This window comes from Erwinia sp. CGal63, from assembly GCF_037026505.1.
In the GTDB taxonomy this organism is placed as follows: Bacteria; Pseudomonadota; Gammaproteobacteria; order Enterobacterales; family Enterobacteriaceae; genus Erwinia.
On record NZ_JAKUMN010000001.1, the window covers coordinates 1,583,014 to 1,605,558 of the forward strand.

At 57.9% G+C, this 22,545-nt stretch carries 22 protein-coding genes; 6 read left to right on the forward strand and 16 right to left on the reverse strand.

Translation table 11 applies throughout. The annotated features are described in order from the left end of the window. The first annotated feature begins 135 nt into the window (after positions 1-135). On the forward strand, positions 136-717 hold the full coding sequence (locus MKZ79_RS07190; protein WP_336140928.1) for a Maf family protein: 582 nt from the start codon (positions 136-138) through the stop codon (positions 715-717). Positions 718-778: 61 nt separating this feature from the next. On the opposite strand, the gene rluC is transcribed toward MKZ79_RS07190, so the two are convergent. Further along, positions 779-1,741, reverse strand: coding sequence for a 23S rRNA pseudouridine(955/2504/2580) synthase RluC (gene rluC, locus MKZ79_RS07195; protein ID WP_336141374.1), 963 nt, complete (start codon positions 1,739-1,741; stop codon positions 779-781). Positions 1,742-2,310: 569 nt separating this feature from the next. Here rluC and rne point away from each other — a divergent pair. Together rne and MKZ79_RS07205 are read left to right on the forward strand one after the other, a co-directional pair. After that, entirely contained in the window at positions 2,311-6,006 is a 3,696-nt protein-coding gene (gene rne, locus MKZ79_RS07200) for a ribonuclease E (protein WP_336140929.1), read from the forward strand. Positions 6,007-6,164: 158 nt separating this feature from the next. After that, positions 6,165-6,737: a flavin reductase family protein gene (locus MKZ79_RS07205; RefSeq protein ID WP_336140931.1), complete on the forward strand. Its 573-nt coding sequence runs from the start codon at positions 6,165-6,167 to the stop codon at positions 6,735-6,737. Between the two features lie 97 nt (positions 6,738-6,834). On the opposite strand, the gene flgL is transcribed toward MKZ79_RS07205, so the two are convergent. The 11 genes from flgL to flgB form a co-directional block, all read right to left on the reverse strand. Further along, a complete protein-coding gene (gene flgL, locus MKZ79_RS07210; protein ID WP_336140933.1) occupies positions 6,835-7,800 on the reverse strand; it encodes a flagellar hook-associated protein FlgL in 966 nt (321 codons plus the stop codon). Positions 7,801-7,820: 20 nt separating this feature from the next. Further along, a complete protein-coding gene (flgK, locus tag MKZ79_RS07215) occupies positions 7,821-9,473 on the reverse strand; it encodes a flagellar hook-associated protein FlgK (protein ID WP_336140934.1) in 1,653 nt (550 codons plus the stop codon). Between the two features lie 106 nt (positions 9,474-9,579). Further along, positions 9,580-10,542: a flagellar assembly peptidoglycan hydrolase FlgJ gene (flgJ, locus tag MKZ79_RS07220; RefSeq protein WP_336140936.1), complete on the reverse strand. Its 963-nt coding sequence runs from the start codon at positions 10,540-10,542 to the stop codon at positions 9,580-9,582. Beyond that, entirely contained in the window at positions 10,542-11,642 is a 1,101-nt protein-coding gene (locus MKZ79_RS07225) for a flagellar basal body P-ring protein FlgI (RefSeq protein WP_336140937.1), read from the reverse strand. Before MKZ79_RS07225 ends, flgJ begins: the two co-directional genes overlap by 1 nt. A gap of 9 nt (positions 11,643-11,651) precedes the next feature. Next, positions 11,652-12,353, reverse strand: coding sequence for a flagellar basal body L-ring protein FlgH (flgH, locus tag MKZ79_RS07230; RefSeq protein WP_336140938.1), 702 nt, complete (start codon positions 12,351-12,353; stop codon positions 11,652-11,654). Between the two features lie 63 nt (positions 12,354-12,416). Then, the gene (flgG, locus tag MKZ79_RS07235) at positions 12,417-13,199 is read right to left on the reverse strand and encodes a flagellar basal-body rod protein FlgG (protein ID WP_336140939.1); all 783 of its coding nucleotides are present in this window, start codon (positions 13,197-13,199) and stop codon (positions 12,417-12,419) included. 16 nt (positions 13,200-13,215) lie between these two features. Then, positions 13,216-13,956: a flagellar basal body rod protein FlgF gene (locus MKZ79_RS07240; protein ID WP_336140940.1), complete on the reverse strand. Its 741-nt coding sequence runs from the start codon at positions 13,954-13,956 to the stop codon at positions 13,216-13,218. 21 nt (positions 13,957-13,977) lie between these two features. Beyond that, on the reverse strand, positions 13,978-15,186 hold the full coding sequence (flgE, locus tag MKZ79_RS07245) for a flagellar hook protein FlgE (protein WP_336140941.1): 1,209 nt from the start codon (positions 15,184-15,186) through the stop codon (positions 13,978-13,980). Positions 15,187-15,214: 28 nt separating this feature from the next. Then, on the reverse strand, positions 15,215-15,886 hold the full coding sequence (gene flgD / locus MKZ79_RS07250) for a flagellar hook assembly protein FlgD (RefSeq protein ID WP_336140942.1): 672 nt from the start codon (positions 15,884-15,886) through the stop codon (positions 15,215-15,217). An 11-nt stretch (positions 15,887-15,897) separates the two neighbouring features. Further along, positions 15,898-16,302, reverse strand: coding sequence for a flagellar basal body rod protein FlgC (gene flgC, locus MKZ79_RS07255; protein WP_253454607.1), 405 nt, complete (start codon positions 16,300-16,302; stop codon positions 15,898-15,900). Between the two features lie 3 nt (positions 16,303-16,305). After that, positions 16,306-16,719, reverse strand: a complete 414-nt coding sequence (gene flgB, locus MKZ79_RS07260; protein WP_336140943.1) for a flagellar basal body rod protein FlgB — start codon at positions 16,717-16,719, stop codon at positions 16,306-16,308. Between the two features lie 154 nt (positions 16,720-16,873). Here flgB and flgA point away from each other — a divergent pair, with 154 nt between their 5' ends. The 3 genes from flgA to flgN all read left to right on the forward strand — a co-directional run bounded on the left by flgA (position 16,874) and on the right by flgN (position 18,373). After that, positions 16,874-17,539 (forward strand): flagellar basal body P-ring formation chaperone FlgA, encoded by a 666-nt coding sequence (gene flgA / locus MKZ79_RS07265; protein WP_336140944.1) that lies wholly within the window; start codon positions 16,874-16,876, stop codon positions 17,537-17,539. Between the two features lie 100 nt (positions 17,540-17,639). After that, positions 17,640-17,933 carry a flagellar biosynthesis anti-sigma factor FlgM gene (flgM, locus tag MKZ79_RS07270; RefSeq protein WP_336140945.1) on the forward strand — a complete coding sequence of 98 codons (294 nt, stop codon included), beginning with the start codon at positions 17,640-17,642 and terminating at the stop codon, positions 17,931-17,933. A gap of 8 nt (positions 17,934-17,941) precedes the next feature. Further along, positions 17,942-18,373 (forward strand): flagellar export chaperone FlgN, encoded by a 432-nt coding sequence (gene flgN, locus MKZ79_RS07275; protein WP_336140946.1) that lies wholly within the window; start codon positions 17,942-17,944, stop codon positions 18,371-18,373. A gap of 177 nt (positions 18,374-18,550) precedes the next feature. Here flgN and murJ read toward each other — a convergent pair whose 3' ends face one another. The 4 genes from murJ to rimJ form a co-directional block, all read right to left on the reverse strand. Beyond that, complete coding sequence (gene murJ / locus MKZ79_RS07280) at positions 18,551-20,089, reverse strand: murein biosynthesis integral membrane protein MurJ (RefSeq protein WP_336140947.1); 1,539 nt, start codon at positions 20,087-20,089, stop codon at positions 18,551-18,553. A 122-nt stretch (positions 20,090-20,211) separates the two neighbouring features. After that, the gene (locus tag MKZ79_RS07285) at positions 20,212-21,129 is read right to left on the reverse strand and encodes a Gfo/Idh/MocA family protein (protein WP_336140948.1); all 918 of its coding nucleotides are present in this window, start codon (positions 21,127-21,129) and stop codon (positions 20,212-20,214) included. Position 21,130: 1 nt separating this feature from the next. After that, positions 21,131-21,769 carry a DUF480 domain-containing protein gene (locus tag MKZ79_RS07290; RefSeq protein ID WP_336140949.1) on the reverse strand — a complete coding sequence of 213 codons (639 nt, stop codon included), beginning with the start codon at positions 21,767-21,769 and terminating at the stop codon, positions 21,131-21,133. Next, complete coding sequence (gene rimJ / locus MKZ79_RS07295) at positions 21,769-22,365, reverse strand: ribosomal protein S5-alanine N-acetyltransferase (protein WP_336140950.1); 597 nt, start codon at positions 22,363-22,365, stop codon at positions 21,769-21,771. The genes MKZ79_RS07290 and rimJ overlap by 1 nt, the downstream gene beginning before the upstream one ends. Positions 22,366-22,545: the final 180 nt, after the last annotated feature.

Below are 22,545 nucleotides of genomic sequence, written 5' to 3' on the forward strand. Positions count from 1 at the left end.
GCATATTAACTTTGTAACGAGATAGAGTCAAAGAAAAAGGCCGTTTAACAGCATCTTTCACCCATTATTCGCATCCAGTGCGGCGCATAGTTTAAAATGTCCTGCACTCCTGCGCTATCTATTCCGGAAAAAATTATGACACAGCTGGTTCTGGCTTCGACTTCCCCTTTCAGAAAAGCGCTGCTGACGAAACTGGGCATGCCTTTTATTACCGCCGCGCCCGACGTGGATGAAACGCCGCAGCCGAACGAGTCCGCGACGGATCTGGTTCAGCGCCTTGCGGCAGCCAAGGCCCGAGCGCTGGCGGAAAGCTACCCGCATCACCTGATTATAGGTTCAGATCAGGTATGCGTAATCGACGGCAAAATTACCGGCAAGCCGCATACCGAAGAGAACGCCCGCGCGCAGCTGCGCCAGGCCAGCGGTCATAGCGTGATTTTTTATACCGGTCTGGCGCTTTTCGACAGCCGCACTACTCAGCTAACGGTGGTTTGCGAACCTTTCAGCGTCGATTTCAGATTATTAACAGAGGAAGAGATTATTAATTATGTTCATAAAGAGCAGCCGCTGAACTGCGCCGGCAGCTTTAAAAGCGAAGGGTTGGGGATCACGCTGTTCGACAGATTATCGGGACGCGATCCCAATACGCTGGTCGGACTGCCGCTGATCGCGCTGTGCGAAATGCTGCGGCAAGCGGGCGTCGATCCTTTAGCGTGAATAAATAACGCCGCGCTGAGGCGGCGTTATTGCTGACAGGCTGTCGATAATATCTGCACCTTTACTTAGCGACAGCCGTTTTGCGCAGCACGGCCAGGCAATGCTTCAGCTCATCATCCAGCGGCGCTTCCACCCGCATCACTTCTCCCGTATTGGGATGGGTAAACTTCAGCGCCGCCGCGTGCAGAAAGAGCCTTTTCAGACCCGTACCCGTCAGCTGGGCATCGAAATCCCTTTCGCCATAACGATCGTCAAACGCGATAGGATGGCCCGCGTGCAGCGTATGAACGCGGATCTGATGCGTACGTCCGGTAATCGGGCTGGCTTTTACCAGCGTCGCTTTTTCATAACGCTCTTCAACTTTAAAGCGCGTTTCGGAAGGCTTACCTTCACTGCTGACCCTGACCACACGTTCGCCGCTCTGCAGAATATTCTTCAACAGCGGCGCCTGTACCGCTTTCACGTGAGAAGGCCACGAGCCGCGCACCAGCGCCAGATAATCCTTCTGCATCCCCTTTTCACGCAGCTGCTCATGCAGTGAACGCAGCGCGGAGCGCTTTTTCGCCACCAGCAAAATGCCGGAGGTGTCGCGATCCAGCCGGTGCACCAGTTCCAGGAAGCGCGCTTCCGGACGCAGCGCCCGCAGCCCTTCGATCACGCCGAAGCTCAGCCCGCTGCCGCCGTGTACCGCCGTGCCGGAAGGCTTATTCATCACCAGAATATAATCGTCTTCATAAATAATGGCGTTCGCCAGCGCGGCGACTTTATCCAGCTTAGGCGAAACGGCCGCTTCCTCGCGCTCGGCGACGCGAACCGGCGGAATACGAACTTCATCGCCAGCTTCCAGCTTATATTCCGGTTTGATGCGCCCTTTATTTACCCGCACCTCGCCCTTACGCAAAATGCGATAAATCATGCTTTTCGGCACGCCTTTTAGCTGCGTGCGTAAAAAATTATCGATGCGCTGTCCCGCGTCATCCGCGGCGATAGTCACAATCTGAACTGCAGGAGTATTGGTTTTCATGGTTGGCGATTCTAAATAGAGCGTCAGCATAGCGCCACTTCTTTTTCTGTGCTTAACTGACAGTGACCGCTGCCGCACAGTGTTTACGTCTGTTTTTTAGTCGATTTGCTGAAAAGCGCTACAAATCGTCTGAATTGCCGGAATAAACTTCGCAGAGCGGGAAAAGTCACCTTGCTATCACAAGCTTAGCAGTGGAATAATGATTCCGTTTTACTGCTCAATGTATGTGAAACAAGAGAATAGCGTTATAAGAAATTTTGCCGGATAGCGCATACACGCAGCAATGGCGTAAGACGTATTGTGCGATCAGGCATTTAGCGGGCTGCGGGTTGCAGCCTGGACGACAAGACGGGTTAGGTTCACTCTGGTTACCACTGGCGGTTCCCCCTCTTTATAAACGCGCTGTTTTTCCAGTTGAAAAGCAGGCTACCGAGATTTGCGCCCCTTGAGCTGGCGACAACCGGGAGGTTGACGGCTTTGCGACGAGACCCGGGGTCGTCGGTTTGACGCGTCCAGCGTTACTATGCCCGTAGCTTTGTCACTAATGTAAGAATAATGAGTAAGTTACGATGAAAAGAATGTTGATCAACGCAACTCAACAGGAGGAGTTGCGTGTCGCCCTTGTGGACGGACAGCGTCTGTACGATCTGGATATCGAGAGCCCCGGACACGAACAGAAAAAAGCCAACATCTATAAAGGTAAGATTACCCGCATCGAACCCAGCCTTGAAGCCGCCTTCGTTGATTACGGCGCCGAGAGGCACGGTTTTCTCCCTCTGAAAGAAATCTCCCGCGAAAACTTTCCCAGCAACTACTCCTCTCACGGTCGTCCAAATATCAAAGACGTGCTGCGTGAAGGCCAGGAAGTCATTGTTCAGATCGATAAAGAAGAGCGCGGCAACAAAGGCGCGGCGCTGACCACCTTTATCAGCCTGGCAGGCAGCTATCTGGTACTGATGCCGAACAATCCGCGGGCCGGCGGCATTTCACGCCGTATCGAAGGCGATGACCGCACCGAGCTGAAAGAGGCGCTTTCCGCGCTGGAGCTGCCGGAAGGCATGGGTCTGATTGTTCGTACCGCAGGCGTCGGCAAATCCGCCGAGGCGCTGCAGTGGGATCTCAGCTTCCGCATGAAGCACTGGGAAGCGATTAAAAAAGCCGCCGACAGCCGCCCTGCTCCCTTCCTGATCCATCAGGAAAGCAACGTTATCGTGCGCGCCTTCCGCGACTATCTGCGCCAGGATATTGGCGAAATCCTGATCGACAACCCTAAGGTGCTGGAGCTGGCTCGCCAGCATATCGCCGCGCTGGGTCGTCCGGATTTCAGCAGCAAAATCAAGCTCTACACCGGCGAAATCCCGCTGTTCAGCCACTATCAAATCGAATCGCAGATCGAGTCAGCCTTCCAGCGTGAAGTGCGTCTGCCTTCCGGCGGCTCTATCGTTATCGATACCACCGAAGCGCTGACCGCAATCGATATTAACTCCGCGCGCGCAACCCGCGGCGGCGATATCGAAGAAACGGCTTTCAATACCAACCTGGAAGCGGCCGATGAAATTGCTCGTCAGCTGCGCCTGCGTGATTTAGGCGGCCTGATCGTTATCGACTTTATCGACATGACGCCGGTTCGCCACCAGCGCGCGGTAGAAAATCGCCTGCGCGAAGCGGTTCGTCAGGATCGCGCCCGTATTCAGATTAGCCATATTTCCCGCTTCGGCCTGCTGGAGATGTCGCGTCAGCGCCTCAGCCCGTCGCTGGGCGAGTCCAGCCATCACGTCTGCCCGCGCTGTAGCGGTACCGGCACCATTCGCGACAACGAATCCCTGTCGCTCTCTATTCTGCGTCTGATTGAAGAAGAAGCGCTGAAAGAGAACACCAAAGAAGTTCACGCTATTGTTCCGGTGCAGATCGCTTCTTATCTGCTGAACGAAAAGCGTGAAGCGGTCAGCGCTATCGAAAAACGCCAGGGCGGCGTGCGCGCCATTATCGTACCTAACGATCAGATGGAAACCCCGCACTACTCCGTGCTGCGCGTGCGCAGCGGCGAAGAGACGCAGACCCTGAGCTATCACCTGCCGAAGCTGCACGAAGCCGAAATGGCGCTGCCTTCTGAAGAAGAGCATGCCGAGCGCAGACGTCCTGAGCAACCGGCTCTGGCCGCGTTTGTCATGCCGGATGCGCCGCCGGTTCCTCATGAACCCACGCCGGAAGCGACGGCTGAGCCGGTAGCAGCAGCAGCGCCACAGCCCGCTGCCGCGCCTGCCGCCAGCGAAGGTCTGGTTGGACGCTTCTTCCGCGGCCTGAAAAAAATGTTTGCGGGCGAAGAGAAGCCTGTTGAACAGCCGCAGCCTGCTGCCGCGCCAGAAGAGGAAAAAGCGCCGGAAGCCGCGCAGCCGCGCAGCGAACGCCGCAACAACCGTCGTCAGAATAACCGCCGCGACCGTAACAACGGCGATCGCTATGGCGATCGTAATGAGCGCAACGGCGAGCGTAACGACCGTAATGGCGAGCGTAACGAACGCAACAGCGACCGCAACGAACGCAACGGCGAGCGCAACGAACGCAATAATAACCGTAACGAGCGTAACAACAATCGTAACGAGCGTATGGTGCGCGACAGCGATCCGCAGGCGGAAGCCCGCGAAGAGAACCGTCGCAACAAGCGCAACGCCGCGCCGCAAAGCGATGCGCCGGTAAGCGAAGAAGCTCGCAACCAGCAGCGTGAAGAGCAGCAGCAGCAGCGCCGTGAACAGCGTGCCGAGCGTAAACGCCGTCAGGAAGAGAAGCGTCTGGCCGCCCAGGAAGAGAAAACGGCAGAAGTTGCGCAGCCGGAAGAAGCCGCAGTGGAACAGGCCGAAGAGCAGGTTCAGGTGATGCCGCGTCGCAAACCGCGCCAGCTGAACCAGAAAGTGCGTATCGAAACCGCTGAACAGACCGCGGCCCGCGCCTTTGCTCCGGAAGAGCCTGCTGCGCCAGCAGAACAGCAGCAGCCTGCGCTGAGCGAAGCGGTGGATATCGTCGAGTCGGAAGAAGAAGAGCGCGACAGCAACAGTATGCCGCGTCGCTCACGCCGTTCGCCGCGCCATCTGCGCGTCAGCGGCCAGCGTCGTCGTCGCTACCGTGACGAGCGTTATCCGAACCAGTCGCCGATGCCGCTGACCTTTGCCGCCGCTTCGCCGGAAATGGCTTCAGGCAAGGTATGGGTTTCTTACCCGGTTGCACACGTTTCCGATAACCACGAGGTTGAGCAGTCTGTGGTGCCGGATTACGGTCACGAGGACGCGGCCGCAGCCGTTGTCGCAGCAGCCGAAAGCCTGCCACAGGCAGTACAGGAAGAGACTCAGCCGGTGCAGATCGCCGAGCCGCAGTCCGTTGCGCCGGAAAACGCTGTAGAAGCCGCCGCGGTCGAAGCGCCGGCAGCAGACGACAGCGCCGCCATCGCCGCACCGGTGAATGAAGAGCCTGCCGTGATTTCAGCTGCCGATGAGCAGGTTGCGCAGGAAGTGGCTCAGCAAGCCTTCCCGGCTGCAGAGCCAGCGGAAAGCGACGCGGAAGAAGTCCAGCCTGCGCAGGAAGCGGTCAGCCAGTCTGCCGCCGCCGACGTCAGCGCGGAAACCGAGCAGCAGGTCGCAGAAGTGCTTAATGCACCGGTTGCCGCCGCCGAGCCTGTAGTGACTTCTGAGCCGCACGCGCCGGTTGCCGCCCGTGACGAACCTGTCGCCGCTTCTGAAGCCGCAGCGGCTCCGGTAACCGCGCCAGCTTCGGTTGAAGCGCCAGCGGCCCAGGCTGAAGAAGCCGTTAAGCCACAGGCAGAAGCCGCTGTTCCGGCACAGGCTGAAGAAGCCGTTAAGCCGCAGCCAGAAGCCGCTGTTCCGGCACAGTCAGAAGAAGCCGTGAAGGCTCAGGCTGAAAACGTGGTGCAAACAGGCGTGGCTGCACCAGCCATCCCTGTGGAACCCGTTGCTACTACGCCTGAGGCTTCAGCGCAGCGCAGCGCGATGGCCTCTGCGGCACCGGCTCGTCCGGCGCAAACGGCAGCAGCGCCCGTGCAGTCTGAAGCTTCAGCAGCGCAAACCGCTAATGCAACGGCCTTTAAGCATCACGCTACTGCGCCAATGACCAAAGCGCCTGCGCCAGCTTATCAGCCGGAACCTGCGCGCCGCAGCGACTGGGTACGCCCTGCCTTTAATTTTGAGGGCAAAGGCTCTGCTGGCGGCCACGCTGCCACGCATCAGGCTACGGCACCGGCAACGCGCCCGGAGTAACGCCTCGTCGTTAATAAAAAGCCCTGGTCACTGACCGGGGCTTTTTTTATGCTCCCTTCTCCGGCAACCGGTTTACGGATAGCCTTGTCGCTACCGTTGACAGGCTCGACCGCACCGATTTTATTCATTAATGCGTTTTGATAGTTAAAGGATGTCCAATGAACGAGTTTTTTAAACCTGTTGAACTCGATAAAGCCTGGCGACTTATTAACCACGGCCCGACAACATTAGTCTCGGCCAGTCATCACGGCGTCGAAAACGTGATGGCCGCGACCTGGGTTTGCGGGCTGGATTTTAAGCCGGCTAAATTGACGGTTGTACTGGATAAAAGCGCTTTCACTCGCGGCCTGATTGAAAAAAGCGGACAATTTGTCATTCAGGTTCCCAAAGCCAGTCAGGCCAGCCTTGTCCATTATCTCGGCACCCATTCCCGCCATCATCAGCAGGATAAACTTTCGCTGTCAGGCGTCACGCTTTTTTCTTTGCCGGAAATTGTTCCGCCTTTGGTTGCCGACTGCGCCGCCTGGCTTTATTGCGAACTGATCCCTGTTGCACAGAATCAGCAAGATCATGATCTATTCATTGGCGAGATCAAAAGCGCCTGGGCTGATAGCCGGATATTTCGGGAAGGTCACTGGCTGTTTGAAGAAGCGGACGAGGAGTGGCGTAGCCTTCATTATATTGCCGGAAAACATTTTTATACCACCGGCGCGCCGCTGGACGTGGAGTGAACAGAATAACAGGCAAAAAAAACCCGTCGTCAGGAGGTTACTCTGAAAACGGGGAAAAACGGACGCACCCGGTTTAAGCGCGTCCAAATGGGTAAACTTAAGAATTCATTTTAAACAGTGACATCTGCGACATTGAGCTGAACACCTTATACGAAGCCTGCAGCGCAGCCTGCTTCATGGTGTAGGCCGAAATCGTGCTGGTATAGTCCGCGTCAACCAGGCTGCTCATCTGCGTGGACTGATTCAGCGTGGTATCGTCCGCTTTCGATTCAATGTTATCCAGCTCGTTCAGCTGCGTACCCACTTCCGACTGCACTTTCAGCACGTTGTTCATGGAGTTACGCAGGCCGCGGTTAGCCTTCGCCATATCCGCCGCCGCCGCGTCTTTAGTAGCGGCATCCGCGTCCGCCAGCGGCTGTTTCAGCGAGTTAATCGCCGTGTTCAGCGTGGTGAAGATATTGCTTTCGCTGGCGCTGCCGTCCGGCTCTGGCGTGGCGTTGCTGGTCAGCGAGGTAAAGACCTGGCTGCCCGTATGGCTGGTGGTCATCACGCGGCTGGCGTCCACTTTCTGGGTGATAGCCGTATCGCCGCCGTTATAGGTCACGTTGCCGCTGGCGTCCTGAGTGAACGGCGCCGTATCCGATTTATAACCGGCGAAAATATAGCGGCCGTTGCCGTCCGTAGAGTTCGCCAGGTTCATCAGCTGATCGCGCAGGCTGGTGAGCGTGGTGGCGTAGGTCGCGCGGTCTTCATCAGACAGCGTACCGGTAGAAGCGGCGACAACCGCCGTCTGCGCCTGGGTAATAACGCTGGTTACCTGCGAAAGGTTGGTATCTTCCTGCGCCAGGCTGCTGGTGGCGAAAGTCCGCGCCGTTTTGAACTGGCTGGTTTCCGCCTGCGCCTGCGACAGCACCACGGCCTGGGCGGCCGCGACCGGATCGTCCGACGGCCTGTTTACTCGCTTACCGGTAGAGAGCTGCTCGCCGGATTTCAGCCAGCTGGCCTGCGAATCCGAAATGCCGCGCATCTGTTGGTCATAAATCATCGTGGTGCTTAAGCGCATGATGTTTTCCTTCTGCGAAATCAGCTGACGGCGCCGATCAGCGCGTTAAAAATGGTCTGGGCGGTCTGTAAAATCTGCGCGTTGGCGGTGTAGTACTGCTGATAGCGCGTCAGATTGCCATACTCTTCATCCAGGTTTACGCCCGAAACGGACTGCTGCTGATTGGTCAGCTGCGTCACCACGTTAGTCTGCGTGGTGCTGGTCGTTTCCAGGTTGCTGGTTTTGTTACCGATATCGGCAACCATGCTGGCGTAGCCCTGAGTTACCGTGCTGCTGCCATTAATGACTTTTTTAGTCTGCAGATCCAGCAGCGACTGGGCGTTGTTGTTGTTGCTGACACCGTTATCGGCATCGGCGGCGGCAATTTTAGCCTCGTCGCTGATATTCACGCTCATATTGGTGATAACGTTCGCCACCGGCTTGACCAGGAAGCTGTCTTTCGCCGTCGGCGTGCCGCTTACCGTTAACTGCAGGCCGTCAAAGCTCAGCGTGCTGTTGCCGTTGGCATCGGTACCCGCCGTCGCCGTTACGCTGGCGCTGTCGGAAAGACGCTTAACGTTCCAGTTACTGCCGTCGTAGCTTACGGTGTAGTTGGAGGCCTGAACTTTGCTGGTATCCGTCCACGCCGCCGACAAGGAGGCCGTTTGGCTGTTGTTGCTGTTTGAACTCACCGACGGGCCGCCAAGATTAAAGAAAGCCTCGCCCGCGTCGCCGTTGCTGTCGTAGCCCGCTTCGTGCTGAGTATTAAAACTGTCGCCCAGCGCCATCGCCATCTGACCAAGCTGGTTACGGGTGTTGTCCAGATCGGTACGGAAAGCCAGCAGGCCGCCCAGCGAACCTGTGGTGATCAGGCTTTCCGGGATCTCGCTGGCTTTGCCGCTGGTGGAATCCACGATGGCGACGGTTTTGCGGGTCAGATCGCTGCTGGATGAAACCGAGGCCAGCTTGTTGTAGCTGTCGCCCTGCACCAGCGAAATACCGTTGCCGATGCTGATGTTATAGCTGCCGCCATCCTGCTGGCTGACGGTCACGCCGACGATTTTATTCAGGTCGCTGACCAGCTGATCGCGCTGATCCAGCAGATCGTTGGGTTCGTTGCCCGCACCGGCGCCTTTCAGCTTGATAATCTGCTGGTTGATATTGGCGATCTGTTTGGCGTAGCCGTTGATCTGATCCACCGAAGAGGTGATCGAGGTATTCAGGCTGCTGTCCACGTTGCTCAGATAGGTGTTGGTAACTTTAAACTGGTTTACCAGTCCGTTCGCTTTCCCTAACACAGCCTGACGCGCCGAAGAGTCGGATGCGTTGCTTGTCAGCGTTTGCAGCGAGGCGAAAAAATCCTGCACGGTCGTTGACAGCGTGTTGGTGGTGCTGGAAAAAGCATCATCAATATTCGAGAGCTGCGTATACTGCGTGGTCAACGCGCTCGACTGCGAGCTGGCGGTACGCAGCTGATTGGTAATAAAAGCGTCGTATTCGCGGTTGACGCTGGCTACCGTTACGCCGTTGCCGTAGTACTGCTTGCCGTTCAGCGTGCTGTTTGCCTGAGCAAGAACCGTCGTCTGGCGCGAGTAGCCGGCAACGTTGTAGTTGCTGATATTGTTACTGGTGGTGTTCAACGCGGCCGAAGCGGCGTTGATACCGGTCAAAGCGGTGTTAATCAAGTTAGACATGTCGGTTCCTTATCGCTCCAGCACGGGCCGGCATTACAATCGGTTGCCGACGCAGCGTCGGCTTTAAAAGGTTATCGGCAAAAATAAGACAAACTTGAGCGCAAAATCAGAACAAATCACCGATATCCTGGGTATAGGCTTTCACCACTTTTTCACCCATGTTCTTGAATTGTTGGATCATTCCCACAAGCTTCTGCGCATACTTCGGATCGGTTGCGTAGCCTGCCGCCTGCAGTGCTTTCGCACCCTGCTCCGGCGTGGCCGCGGTGGTCACCGCCTGGTAGCGCGGGTTGTTGGCGATGAGCTTCACGTAGTCGTTCAGCGCATCGAAATAGGAGTCGTAAACGCGGAATTTGGCTTTCACCTTTTTCGCTTCGCCGTGCTCATATTCGGTGGTGGTGATCTCGGTGGTTTTGCCCTGCCAGCTTGAAGTCGCCTTGATGCCGAACAGGTTAAAGCTCGGCTTGCCTTCCGCAGTCAGGATTTGCCGCTGTCCCCAGCCGGACTCCAGCGCGGCCTGCGCCAGAATCAGGTGATGAGGAATACCGGTGCCGGCGCTGGCTTCGATAGCCGGCTGCGTCAGTTTGGCGATAAAGTCGCTGCTGTCGCCGCTGAGCGCCATATCCGACGAGGCCGCAGGCAAACGAGGCACGGCTTTGCGGACAATCCTCTCCTGCTCGGCGTCCATCGCCATCGCCAGCGGCGGCAGCGTGTTGATGTAGTTTTTATCCAGTAGCATCGGCACGGTGCCCGCTTTTTCATCGGGCGTCTGCGCCTGCTCCATCTGCTTGACGATCATGTCGGCCAGGCCAAGTCCTTTCGAGGCGATCTGCTGCCCAATCTGCTGATCGTACATCGAAGTAAAAAGACGCGTTTGCTCTGTGCTCAACATGCCATCCTTCGGCAGCGCGTCACGCATACTCTTCAACATCATCTGTACAAACATGCCTTCTACCTGCTTAGCCACTTCCTTCGCATGCGCTTTAGGATCGTTGCCAGCCTGGCGTTTCAGGTCATTCAGCGAGCGGCTGTCGTAAGCCGCCGCTGCCAGAGATTGGGCGTTGCTCATCAGATAATTTCCAGTTTGGCGTGCAGACAGCCCGCGCTCTGCATTGACTGCAGGATAGACATCAGGTCGATTGGCGTTGCGCCCAGCGCGTTCAGCGCACGCACCACGCTATTCAGGTTGGCGCTGGCGTTGACGCTTTGCAGCGCGCCGCCGCTCTGACGCAGGTCGATCTGCGTTTGTGGCGTCACCACGGTCTGACCACCGGCCAGCGGCGTATTCGGCTGGCTGACGTTCTGCTGCTGATTTACCGTCACCGACAGGTTGCCCTGAGCGATAGCGCAGGAGCTGAGCATCACTTCGCGGTTCATTACCACCGAGCCGGTGCGCGAGTTGATAATCACTTTCGCGTCCTGAACCGGCACAGAGACATCAATGTTCTGAATATCGGCCAGCAGGCGCACCTGCGACGTGCCGTTAGCGGAAACCTGCACCTGAACGGTACGGCCATCCAGCGCCTGGGCGGAGCCGTAGCGGCCGTTGATGGCGTCGGCGATACGCTGCGCCATGCTGAAATCTTCCTGGTTCAGATAGAGCTGAATCACGTTGGAGGCGCCGAAGCTGTTCGGCAGCTCGCGCTCGATAGTAGCGCCGCCGGTGATGCGGCCGCCGTTAACCTGGTTGACCGTCACGCTGCTGCCGCCGGCGGAAGCGCCCGCGCCGCCAACCAAAATGTTGCCCTGCGCCAACGCATAGACCTGGTTGTCCACGCCTTTCAGCGGGGTCATCAGCAGCGTGCCGCCGCGCAGGCTTTTGGCGTTACCCATAGAGGAAACCACCACGTCAATCACCTGGCCCTGACGGCCAAAGGCGGGCAGTTTGGCGGTAACCATGACCGCCGCCACGTTTTTCAGCTGCATGTTGGTGCCGCTTGGCACGGTGATGCCCAGCTGCGACAGCATGTTGTTCAGACTCTGCGTGGTAAACGGCGTCTGGGTAGTCTGGTCGCCGGAGCCATCCAGACCTACAACCAGGCCGTAGCCGATCAGCGAGTTGTCGCGCACGCCGCCGACCGTGGTCAAATCACGGATGCGATCGGCGTGGGCAAAGGTGCTGACTGCGGCCAGCACGGCCAGGGTAAACCGGAAAATAAACTTACGCATTTTAACCTCTTAGAATGGTGACAGGTTCAGGAAGAACCGTTGCAGCCAGCCCATCGTCTGCGCCTCGTTGATGTAGCCGTTGCCGACGTACTCAATGCGGGCGTCCGCCACCTGGGTCGAAACTACGCTGTTGCTGCCGCTGATGGTGCGCGGGTTGACCACGCCCGAGAAGCGGATAAATTCCGTACCCTGGTTAATCTCAATCTGTTTCTCGCCGACCACCTTCAGGTTGCCGTTCGGCAATACCTGGTTCACGGTCACGGTGATGGTGCCGGTGAAGGTGTTGTTCGCCGTCGCGCCGCCCTTGCCTGCGAAGGTGTTTTTGCCGCTGGCGTCGATATTGGTTTTGTCGCCGCCCAGCAGGCCGGTCATGGCGGAAGGCAAGGCGGTCAGGCCCAGAGAAGCGCTACCGTCGCGACCTGCGGATGCCGTCGAGCTTTTGCTCGCGCTGACGTTTTCCTGCAGGGTGATAGTCAGCGTATCGCCGATATTACGTGGGCGACGATCCTCGAACAGCGGCTGATAGCCGTAGTTCATCGGCATCACGCCCTGAAAAATGGAGCCGTTAACCACGGGCGGCGAAGCGGCCAGCGGCTGGGCCGTTGTCGAACCTTCCACCAGAGGCTTACGTGGAACTAAAGCACAACCGTTAAGCGTCAGGAGCAGCGTTGCTACCAACAAACGTCCAGGCACTGAAATTTGCTTCGCCATGGATAACTCTCTTTATTTAAATGCTTTTATTAAGCCGGGCGAACCCGGCCGTCACGCTCTGTATTACAGCTGGGTCAGCTTGGCCAGCATCTGATCGGAAGTGCTGATGGCCTTGCTGTTGATCTCATAGGCGCGCTGGGTCTGGATCATGCTGACCAGCTCTTCCGCCACGTTAACGTTGGAGGCTTCAACGTAGCCCTGATAGAGCAGGCCCGCGCCGTTGTTGCCTGGCGCGCTGTCGGTCGGCGCGCCTGAAGCCTGGGTTTCCTGGTAAAGGTTTTCACCTTTGCTCTCCAGACCGGCGTCGTTGATAAAGGTGCTCAGCGTCAGCTGGCCTACCTGCGTCGGCTGGGTCTGACCCTGAACGGTTACGCTAACCGTACCGTCGCGACCGATGGTCATGCTCAGGGCGTTGGCCGGGATAGTGATAGCCGGCTGCACCGGGAAGCCCGCGTTGGTCACCAGCTGGCCGTTCTGGTCAGTCTGGAAAGAGCCGTCACGGGTATAGGCCAGCGTGCCGTCCGGCATCTGCACCTGGAAATAACCCTGGCCGCTGATCGCCACATCTTTCGATGAGTCGGTTTTATTCAGGTTGCCCTGAGTATGCAGACGCTCGGTGGCTACCGGACGAGTACCGGTACCCAGCTGCATACCGGAAGGCAGCGTTGTCTGTTCTGAAGACTGCGCGCCAGGCTGGCGGACGGTCTGGTACATCAGGTCTTCGAACACCGCGCGCTGGCGCTTAAAGCCGTTGGTGCTGACGTTGGCCAGGTTGTTCGAGATGACGTCCATATTGGTCTGCTGAGCGTCAAGTCCGGTTTTGGCGATCCATAAAGAGTTAATCATGTTGTTTTCTCTGCTCTTAGCTCATTGACAGCAGCTGGTTAGCGCGTTGTTCGTTTTCATCGACGCTGGAAATCACTTTCATCTGCATCTCGAAGCGGCGCGAGTTGGCGATCATATCGACCATGGTCTGTGTGGAGCTGACGTTGCTGCCTTCCAGCACGCCAGGCATCACCTGAATGGTCTGATCGGCCTGTAATGTCTGCACGTTTCCGGTTGGACGGAATAAACCGTCGTCACCGCGCGTTACCTCTGAGCCGGTGGCTTTCACCAGCTTCAGGCGGCCCAGCTGGACAGTGGCGTTCGGCGGATCGCCCGGATTCAGCGCGGTGATAGTTCCGTCAGCGGCGATGGTGATCTCCGAGCCCTGCGGCACGGCGATCGGCCCGCCATCACCCATCACCAGCTTGCCCTGAATGGTCAGCTGGCCAGCGTTGTTCAGCTCCATGTTGCCATTGCGGGTGTAGGCCTCGGTGCCGTCGGCAGCCTGCACCGCCAGCCAGCCATCCTGACGCACGGCGACGTCCAGCGAGCGTCCGGTGTAGTCCATCGCGCCCGGCGTCATATCCGATCCCGGCGTTGAAGCCGTGACCAGCGTACGGGTCGGCAGCGACTGGCCCTGTACCGGCACGGCGCGCAGCGCGTTCAGCTGCGCACGGAAGCCAGGCGTGGAGGCGTTGGCGAGGTTGTTCGCCGTGACGGCCTGCTGTTCGAGGGTCTGGCTGGCAGCCCCCATTGCGGTATATATCGCGTGATCCATAAGACGATCCTGTTAGCCGAATTAACGCAGGTTGACCAGGGTGTTGAGGATCTGGTCCTGGGTTTTGATAGTCTGAGCGTTGGACTGATAGTTACGCTGTGCGACGATCATGTTCACCAGCTCTTTGCTCAGGTCGACGTTGGAAGACTCCAGCGCGCCCGCAGTCAGCGTACCGAGGTTGCCTGTACCAGCCAGACCTACCAGCGCCTGGCCGGAAGAAGCGGTCGCCGACCAGACGTTGTTGCCCTCAGACTTCAGGCCTTCCGGGTTAGCGAAGTTAGCCAGCGCGATCTGACCCAGCGTCTGGGTTTTCTCGTTGGAGTAGTTGCCCACTACGGTGCCGTCGTTGTTGATCTGGTAGCTGGTCAGTTCACCAGGCTTGTAGCCATCCTGCGTCGGGTTGCCGAAGGTGCTGGTGCCGGTGTTCTGCTGCTGGCTGCCGGCCATGCTCAGGGTAAAGTTAGTGGTCGCTGAACCGTTCAGGCCCCCCAGGGTAATCGCCTGCGTCGCGGTTGAAGTCATCTGACCGCTGCTGTCGAAGGACATGTTAAAGGTGCCCACATCAGCCGTCGGATCCGCCGCGCTACCGTCTTTCACGTTAACAGTCCAGTTATTGTCAGATGTTTTGGTGAAGTACAGGTTCAGGTTGTGCTCGTTACCCAGCGAGTCATAAGTGGTCATTGACGCTTTACTGTTGTAAGAGCTGGTGTTGTTGATATCCAGCGGCGTGGTGGTCGGCACGCTGTCGGTAGAGTTCAGGTTAGCGACCAGCGCTGCGGTGCTGGTGGCTTTCGCCGCCATGGCGGTAGTTGGCACGCTCAGCGCTACCGGGTTGGCACCGGTCTGCACGGTTGGAGGCGTGCCGGTCGCCGGATAGCCGGTCAGCTGCAGGCCGTTGGCATTAACGATGTTGCGGTTAGCGTCCAGCGTGAACTGGCCGTTACGGCTGTAGTAAACAGCGCCGCTGGCGTCGGCCATACGGAAGAAGCCAGCCTGGCTGATCGCCACGTCCAGGCCACGGCTGGTGGAGGTCGTGGTGCCGTCGTTAAAGTCCTGAGTTACCGCAGCCACTTTCACGCCCAGACCCACTTTGGAGTCGGCGAACATATCGGCGAAAGAAACGGTCGCGGACTTAAAGCCCACGGTTGCGGAGTTGGCGATGTTGTTGCCGATAACGTCCAGGTTGCTGGATGCTGCGTTTAAGCCGCTGACTGCCTGAGAAAATGCCATGTGTGTATTCCTGAATCGGGGGGTTAAGTTAAATAATCTGACGAACGTTTGCGACGGTAGTCGTGCCCATCGTGCCGAGGTCCAGAACGGCACCGCTGGTGTCGTTAGTAACCCCACTGACTAATGCGTAATTCAACGGCTGCGCGACCAGCTGACCGGTGGCGTTGCTGGCGCTGATGGCGACGTTATATTTGCCGTCGCCCGCCGTGGTGCCGTCCGCCGATGAGCCATCCCAGGAGAAGGTATGGACGCCAGCGCTTAAGCTGCCCAGGTTGATGGTCTGCACCACTTTGCCTGATGCATCGGTAATGGTCGCCGTGGTCGCCGTGGAAGCCTGTTCCAGGCTGACGCCGAACGGCGTGGTCTGGCCGCTGCCTACCAGTACCTGTGACCCGTTGACCATCACGCCGTGGCCGATCAGGGTTGAAGCCTGCAGCGACTGCGAGCTGTTGATCTGGCCGGAGATAGACCCCAGCGTGGTGTTCAGCTTCTCAATGCCGCTCAGGGTATTGATCTGCGCCAGCTGGGTAGTCAGCTGGCTGTTATCCATCGGATTCGTCGGGTCCTGGTTTTTTAACTGCGTGACCAGCAGGGTCAGGAAGTTACTTTGCAGGTCGGCCGCCGTTTTATCGGTGGTCGACGACGAGGAAGTAATAGCTGTGTTGTCAAGTGACTCATTAACGCCAACGGTAATGCCCATCTGTCTCTTCCTTATTGACCCATCGTCAGGGTTTTCATCATCATCTGTTTAACGGTGTTAAGGACTTCGACGTTGGCCTGGTAGCTGCGCGACGCCGACATGGTGTTAACCGTTTCCCCGACCACGTCGACGTTTGGCATTTTGACGTAGCCCTTCGCGTCGGCCATGGGATTGCCCGGTTCGTAGACCAGCTTCGCCGGCGTAGGATCGTCAACCACCTGCGCCACGCGTACGCCGCCGGTTGCCGCACCAGGTGCAGCGTCGGTCTGAAACACGACCTGCTTCGCCACATAAGGCTGGCCGTCCGGGCCGGTCACGCTGTCGGCGTTGGCCAGGTTGCTGGCGCTGACGTTCAGGCGCTGCGACTGGGCAGCCATCGCCGAGCCGGCGATATTAAAAATGTTCAGTAAAGCCATTTATCATTGCCCCTGTAAAACGGACATCATGCTTTTAATCTGCCCGCTGATGACGGTTAAATCCGTCTGATATTTCAGGCTGTTATCGGCGAACTCGGTACGTTCGCGATCCATATCCACCGTGTTGCCGTCCAGCGAAGGCTGGTCAGGCACGCGATACATCAGATCCATCGAGGCCGGCGCCGATGACTGGGCGGCAATATGGCGTGCCGATGTCACGGCCAGCGACATGCCCGCTCCCTGTGCACGGCCCTGCTCCATCACTTTGCTCAGCTGGCTGGCAAAATCGATATCGCGCGCCTGATAGCCTGGGGTATCCGCGTTCGCGATGTTGGATGCCAGGATTTCCTGCCGCTGAGCGCGCAGGTTCAGCGCTTCGGTGTTAAACCGCAGTGCCGCGTCAAGTTTGTCGAGCATGCTTCCTCCGCAATTGAAAATTCAGTGGGGAGAGAATAAGCGCGTTAGGAATAATCTTATCGCTGGAATAGCGCTAAAAAGCGTCGTTAATTTGCGCCTTGACTTTGCGGCGCCATCAGTAGAATCGTCGCCATGTTGTAGCGAGGATGAAAAAATGCGTGGTTTAACTCTCTTCCTGATGGGTCTTGGCATGATGGCGATGAACGCCAGCGCCGCCGACTTAACGGCCCAGCTCAATCAATTTTTTAAAACTCGCTATGGGGAAACCGGCCAGGGTGCCGATACCCTGAGCGTGGTGGTCAGGACGCCGCAGGCGCAGTGGCCCGCCTGTGAAGCTCCACAATTCTCCTTACCGGGCAATAGCCGGATGTGGGGCAACATGAGCGTGGCCGCCAACTGTGGCCAGAACCGGCGCTATCTGCAGGTGCAGGTACAGGTTGAAGGCGATTATCTGGTGGCGGCGCGGCAGGTGATACGCGGCACTGCGCTGACCGCCGACGATGTGAAAGTGCAGCATGGGCGGCTGGATACGCTGCCGGCGCGAGCGGTCATCAACGCCGCAGATGTCGCCGACGGTATCGCGCTTCGCGATATTATGCCGGGCCAGCCGCTGACCATGATGATGGTGCGTCAGCCGTGGCGCGTGAAAGCTGGCGATAACGTCAACGTGATCGCCAGCGGCGACGGCTTCAACGTCGCCAGCGAAGGCCGGGCGATGAACAACGCCACCGTCGCGCAGGCGGTCAGGGTTCGCCTGAACTCCGGCCAGATAGTTAGCGGCAAAATTGGCTCGGATGGGAATATTCTTATAACGCTATAAAGCGTTAAAGATGGCTTCAGTTCTGCCGATAGTGTAAATAACAGAAGTCGTACACTTGAGTCATTCAGGCCGCATTTGCCTGAGCAAACAGGAGCCAGATATGAGCATTGACAGAACGCAACCGATGAAGCCGGCGAGCACCGTACAGCCTCGCGAACTTCCCGAAGCGACGACGCCGAAGGCGCAGAAAGTTGAAACAAAAGCAACCGAATCAGGTACTCAGGTAGTACTGAGCGGCGCCCAGGCACAGCTGACCAAAGCGAGCTCGCAGGATATCAACACTGCGCGCGTTGAGCAGCTGAAAAGCGCCATCCGTAACGGCGAACTGAAGATGGATACCGGCAAAATCGCCGATGCCCTGATTCAGCAGGCCAGAGACTCTTTAGAAGGTTAATCAGGTAAATGAATAAACTGTTGAACGCGCTTGATAAAATGCTGGAAGTCCTGAAAAGTCTGGCTGACGTAATGGCGGCAGAGCAGCAGCAGCTCTCAGGCGGTCAGATCAACAGCAGCCTGCTGCAACGTATTACGGAAGATAAAAGTTCGCTGCTGGCGACGCTCAATTTCCTTGAGCAGCTGCGCCGCGACGCTGATAAAGAGACGGGCCTGCACGCGCCCTACAGCGGCCAGCCGGATCTGGCTCGTCGCTGGGCTGCCCTGCAGGAGCAGACGGTAAAACTGCGCGACACCAATCTGCATAACGGCATGCTGCTTAATCACCAGATCACCTTTACAGAAAAGGCGATCGAGGTCTTAAAGCCTTATCAGACCCAAAAATTCTATGGCCCGAACGGCCAGGCGACCTCAAGCAGCTTTATCAACCGCAAGGTTTAAGCGCTCGAACGCAGTGAAAGGGCTACTCAGATAGCCCTTTTTGCGTTTCTCTTTTTTAAGAAAGATTGCCGGACATTCAGGAACGCTTTGCAATGCGGACGCGCCGTGAAAGGGTTCCTGCTGGCGCGTCCCTGCGCCAGTCAGACCCTGAGGAAGGAGTTAAGCGTTAGCGGGTGGTCAGACCGCCGTCGTGCGCGCAAAATCCTTCACGCGGAAACCCAGCAGCGCCAGTACGGCGAAGTAGACGCCGCCGCCTACTGCGCAGACCGCCGCCAGACGCAGCAGACGCATCAGCATATTGCCCTGCGCCCATTCCGGCATTATCCACATCATTCCCACCAGCGCCGCCGCCATAGCGATCACCGCCAGCACCAGACGCAGCAAAAAGCTGAACCAGCCCGGCTGCGGCAGGAAAATCTTCTGCTTACGCAGCTGCCAGTAAAGCAGCGAGGCGTTGAGGCAGGCCGCCAAACCGATCGACAGCGACAGGCCGGCATGCTTCAGCGGGCCGATAAAGGCCAGGTTCATCAGCTGCGTCATAATCAGCGTGACAATAGCGATTTTCACCGGGGTTTTAATGTCCTGCCGCGAATAAAAGCCCGGCGCCAGGATTTTCACTACGATCAGGCCCATCAGGCCGACCGAATAGGCGACCAGCGCGCGCTGGGTCATGGCCGCATCGAAAGCGGAGAATTTCCCGTACTGAAACAGCGCTACGGTTAACGGTTTAGCCAGAATACCCAGCGCCACCGCGCTCGGCAGCGCCAGCACGAAACAGAGCCGCAGCCCCCAATCCATTAGCCGGTTGTATTCATCATGATTGTTGCTGGCGAAACTTTTCGCCAGTGAAGGCAGCAGAATGGTGCCCAGCGCCACGCCCAGCACGCCGGACGGGAACTCCATCAGGCGATCGGCGTAGTACATCCAGGAAACGGAGCCGGAAACCAGAAACGAAGCGAAAATGGTATTGATAATCAGGGAGATCTGGCTAACGGACACGCCCAGGATCGCTGGCCCCATCTGCCGCATAACCCGCCAGACGCCCGCATCTTTCAGATTCAGACGCGGCAGCACCAGCATACCGATCTTCTTCAGATGCGGTAACTGATAGCCCAGCTGTAAAACGCCACCGGCCACCACCGCCCAGGCCAGCGCCATCACTGGCGGATGAAAGTGCGGCGCGGCGAACAGCGCAAAGCCGATCATACTGATATTGAGCAGCGTTGGCGCGAAGGCCGGTACAGAGAAGCGGTTCCAGGTATTCAGAATGGCGCCGGTCAGCGAGGCCAGCGAAATCAGCAGAATATAGGGAAAAGTCACCCGCAGCAGCGCCGAGGTCAGCGCGAATTTATCGGCGGTATCGGCAAAGCCCGGCGCGGTCACTAAGATCACCCAGGGCGCGGCGAACATCCCGGCGACGGTGATAATCGCCAGCGCCAGCGTCAGCAGGCCCGAGACGTAAGCGATAAAAACTCGCGTTGCCTCTTCGCCCTGCTTGCTTTTATATTCCGCGAGGATCGGCACAAAAGCCTGCGAGAAAGCGCCTTCGGCAAAGATGCGGCGCAGCAAATTCGGCAGTTTAAAAGCGACAAAGAAGGCATCGGTAGCCATTCCCGCGCCGAAAACTCTTGCCACAATGGCGTCGCGCGCAAAACCCAGCACGCGAGAAAACAGGGTCATCGAACTGACCGCTGCCAGGGATTTCAACAGGTTCATGATCTTCGATTCTTATTGATGAGGTGGCGCGGCCACGGATATTTTCCGGCCGCTGCAGACGACCGAAAGCCGGCATAGTCTACTGATATGCCGTGAAATAACCACCGTCGATTGTTACAGCGTTATTCCTTGTCGCTTTCGCGCCAGAGCTTTTCAATCACTCGCTGCGCCGCCAGCGCCTGCTCGCCGGAGGTTTGCGGCATAGTCTGATTTTGCGCGCAGTTGATAAAATGATGGACAGCGCCGACAAAACCGCGCTGCTCCAGCGTGCTTTGCCAGCCGGGCACGGGATCGATAACCAGCCGTCCGGCAGTTTCCTGACGCAGCTCGCGCATCTCGTCCACCTGCCAGACGCTGCCGTCCGCTATCGCCATCACCGACTCGCGCTGAGTGCCGGCGCGGCGATGCATACTGGTGGTTATTTGTAACCTGCCGTACTGAAAGTGGTGCTCCGCATAAAGCATTTCGCCTTCGTCGTTGGTCTGCAGCGTGCCGCTCTGCAACGAGCCGCCGCCGGCCAGCCACAGCGCCGTATCCACCACGTGCAGGTAGTCGTCCAGCAGGGTAAAAAAGAGATCGTGCGGGCCGACGCTGTCGCTGCGGTGTTTATCCATGCGCAGCGAGGCCAGCCCGTCGAGGTTTTTCAACTGGAGATAGCGCGGCGCGAAGCGGCGGTTAAAGGCGACCATCAGCTTGCGGCCGCGCTGCTGCGCCAGCGTGACCAGCTGTTCGGCTTCGGCCAGCGTCGCCGCCAGCGGTTTATCCACGCAAACGTCCTTGCCCGCCAGCAGCAGCTGTTTCACGATGCTGAAGTGCGTGGCGGTCGAGGTGTGCACGAAAACCGCATCGCAATCATGCGCTAGCGCATCCAGTGAAGCGTAGAGCGGCATGCGCCAGCTGTCGCAAACCGCACGAGCCTTCTGCTGATTGGGTGAAAACGCGCCCGCCAGCCGCCAGCCCTGCGCGTTCGCCAGCACAGGTAGCCACGCCTTTTGCGCGATATTGCCTAATCCCACCATTCCCACGCGCAGCATCGTCATCTCACTCTCCTTTCAGCAGCTGAGCCAGCTGCTGCTGCATTTCCGCCATCTGACGCTCCAGCTCGGCAACTCTTGTCGCCAGATCGCCGCCTTCCGCCGTCTCAACAGAGGCTGGTAAAGCCGCCTCGTCCACTTCGCCGCTAAACAGATGCATGTAGCGACTCTCGCGTTTGCCCGGCTCGCGCGCCAGCCTGACTACAAAAGGGCCATCTTCGCGCGCGGCGAGATTTTCCAGCGTCTGCTCAACTTCCGCCATATCGGCGAACTCGTGCAGGCGCGCGCTGCGCGTTCGCAGCTCGCCCGGCGTTTGCGGGCCGCGCAGCAGCAGCGTCGTCACCAGCGCCACTTCGGCGGAAGAGAGTTTAAGCTGGCCGAACTCGCTGTTGCAGAAGCGATGTTCATATTTCACCACGCGGTTACCGAAACCGCTTTGCGAAGTCACCTGGTGTTTTTTCGCCAGCATATCCAGCGCGTCCTGCACGGCGGTTTCGCTCAGCGTCATCACCGGTTCGCGGTTCGACTTCTGATTACAGGCCGTGACGACGCCATTCAGCGACATAGGATACTGGTCGGGTGTGGTAATTTGCTTTTCCAGCAAGCAGCCGATAATGCGCGCCTCGGCGGGCAGAAGAATTTTCATTACAAAGGTCCACGTCGTTCGGGTGTCCATTCTCTGGCGGTCAGCGCGGTCAGCACGTGATCCTGCCAGCGTCCGTCAATCAGCAAATAGTCTTTGGCGTAGCCCTCTTTTTCAAAACCGAGCCGCGCCAGCAGATTGCCGCTGCGCTGATTATGCGGCATATAGTTAGCCATAATGCGATGCATACGCTGCTGGCGCTGCATATAGCGGATTGCCGCCTGTAGCGCCTCGAACATGATGCCCTGACCCTGCCACTTCTGCCCCAGCGAATAGCCGAGATAGCAGGCGTGAAAAGAGCCGCGCACCACGTTGCTGAAGTTCGCTACGCCGCGCACTTCGTTTTCATCCGGATCCATCACCGCAAAATAGTAAGCGCTACCCTGTCTGTGCATATCGGTAATCAATCCCAGCCGCGCCTGCCAGCCGGAAGGATAGCAGTGACTTTCATCCCGAATGGGTTCCCAGGGTTTCAGGAACGCCCGGTTTTCCGCGTAGTAATCCGCCAGCCGCCAGGCGTCGCGTTCGTGAACCAGACGCACCACCAGCCGGTCGGTGGTCAGACGAACTTTAGGGGCAGCGGAACGATAGCCAAACATCTTCTCTCCTGAATTCAGCCGGACAGCAATCAAAGGGCCGCTTCGGGTCGCCGCCCGCGCGTCTCTTCACTATAACCGCCTGATTGCAGTCGGGTAAAATAATGACCGGAAATTTCTGCAAAGAGAAGCGCGCACGCGGTTGAAAAGCGCGAATAAAGCTCGTGCGGCCAGACTTTATGA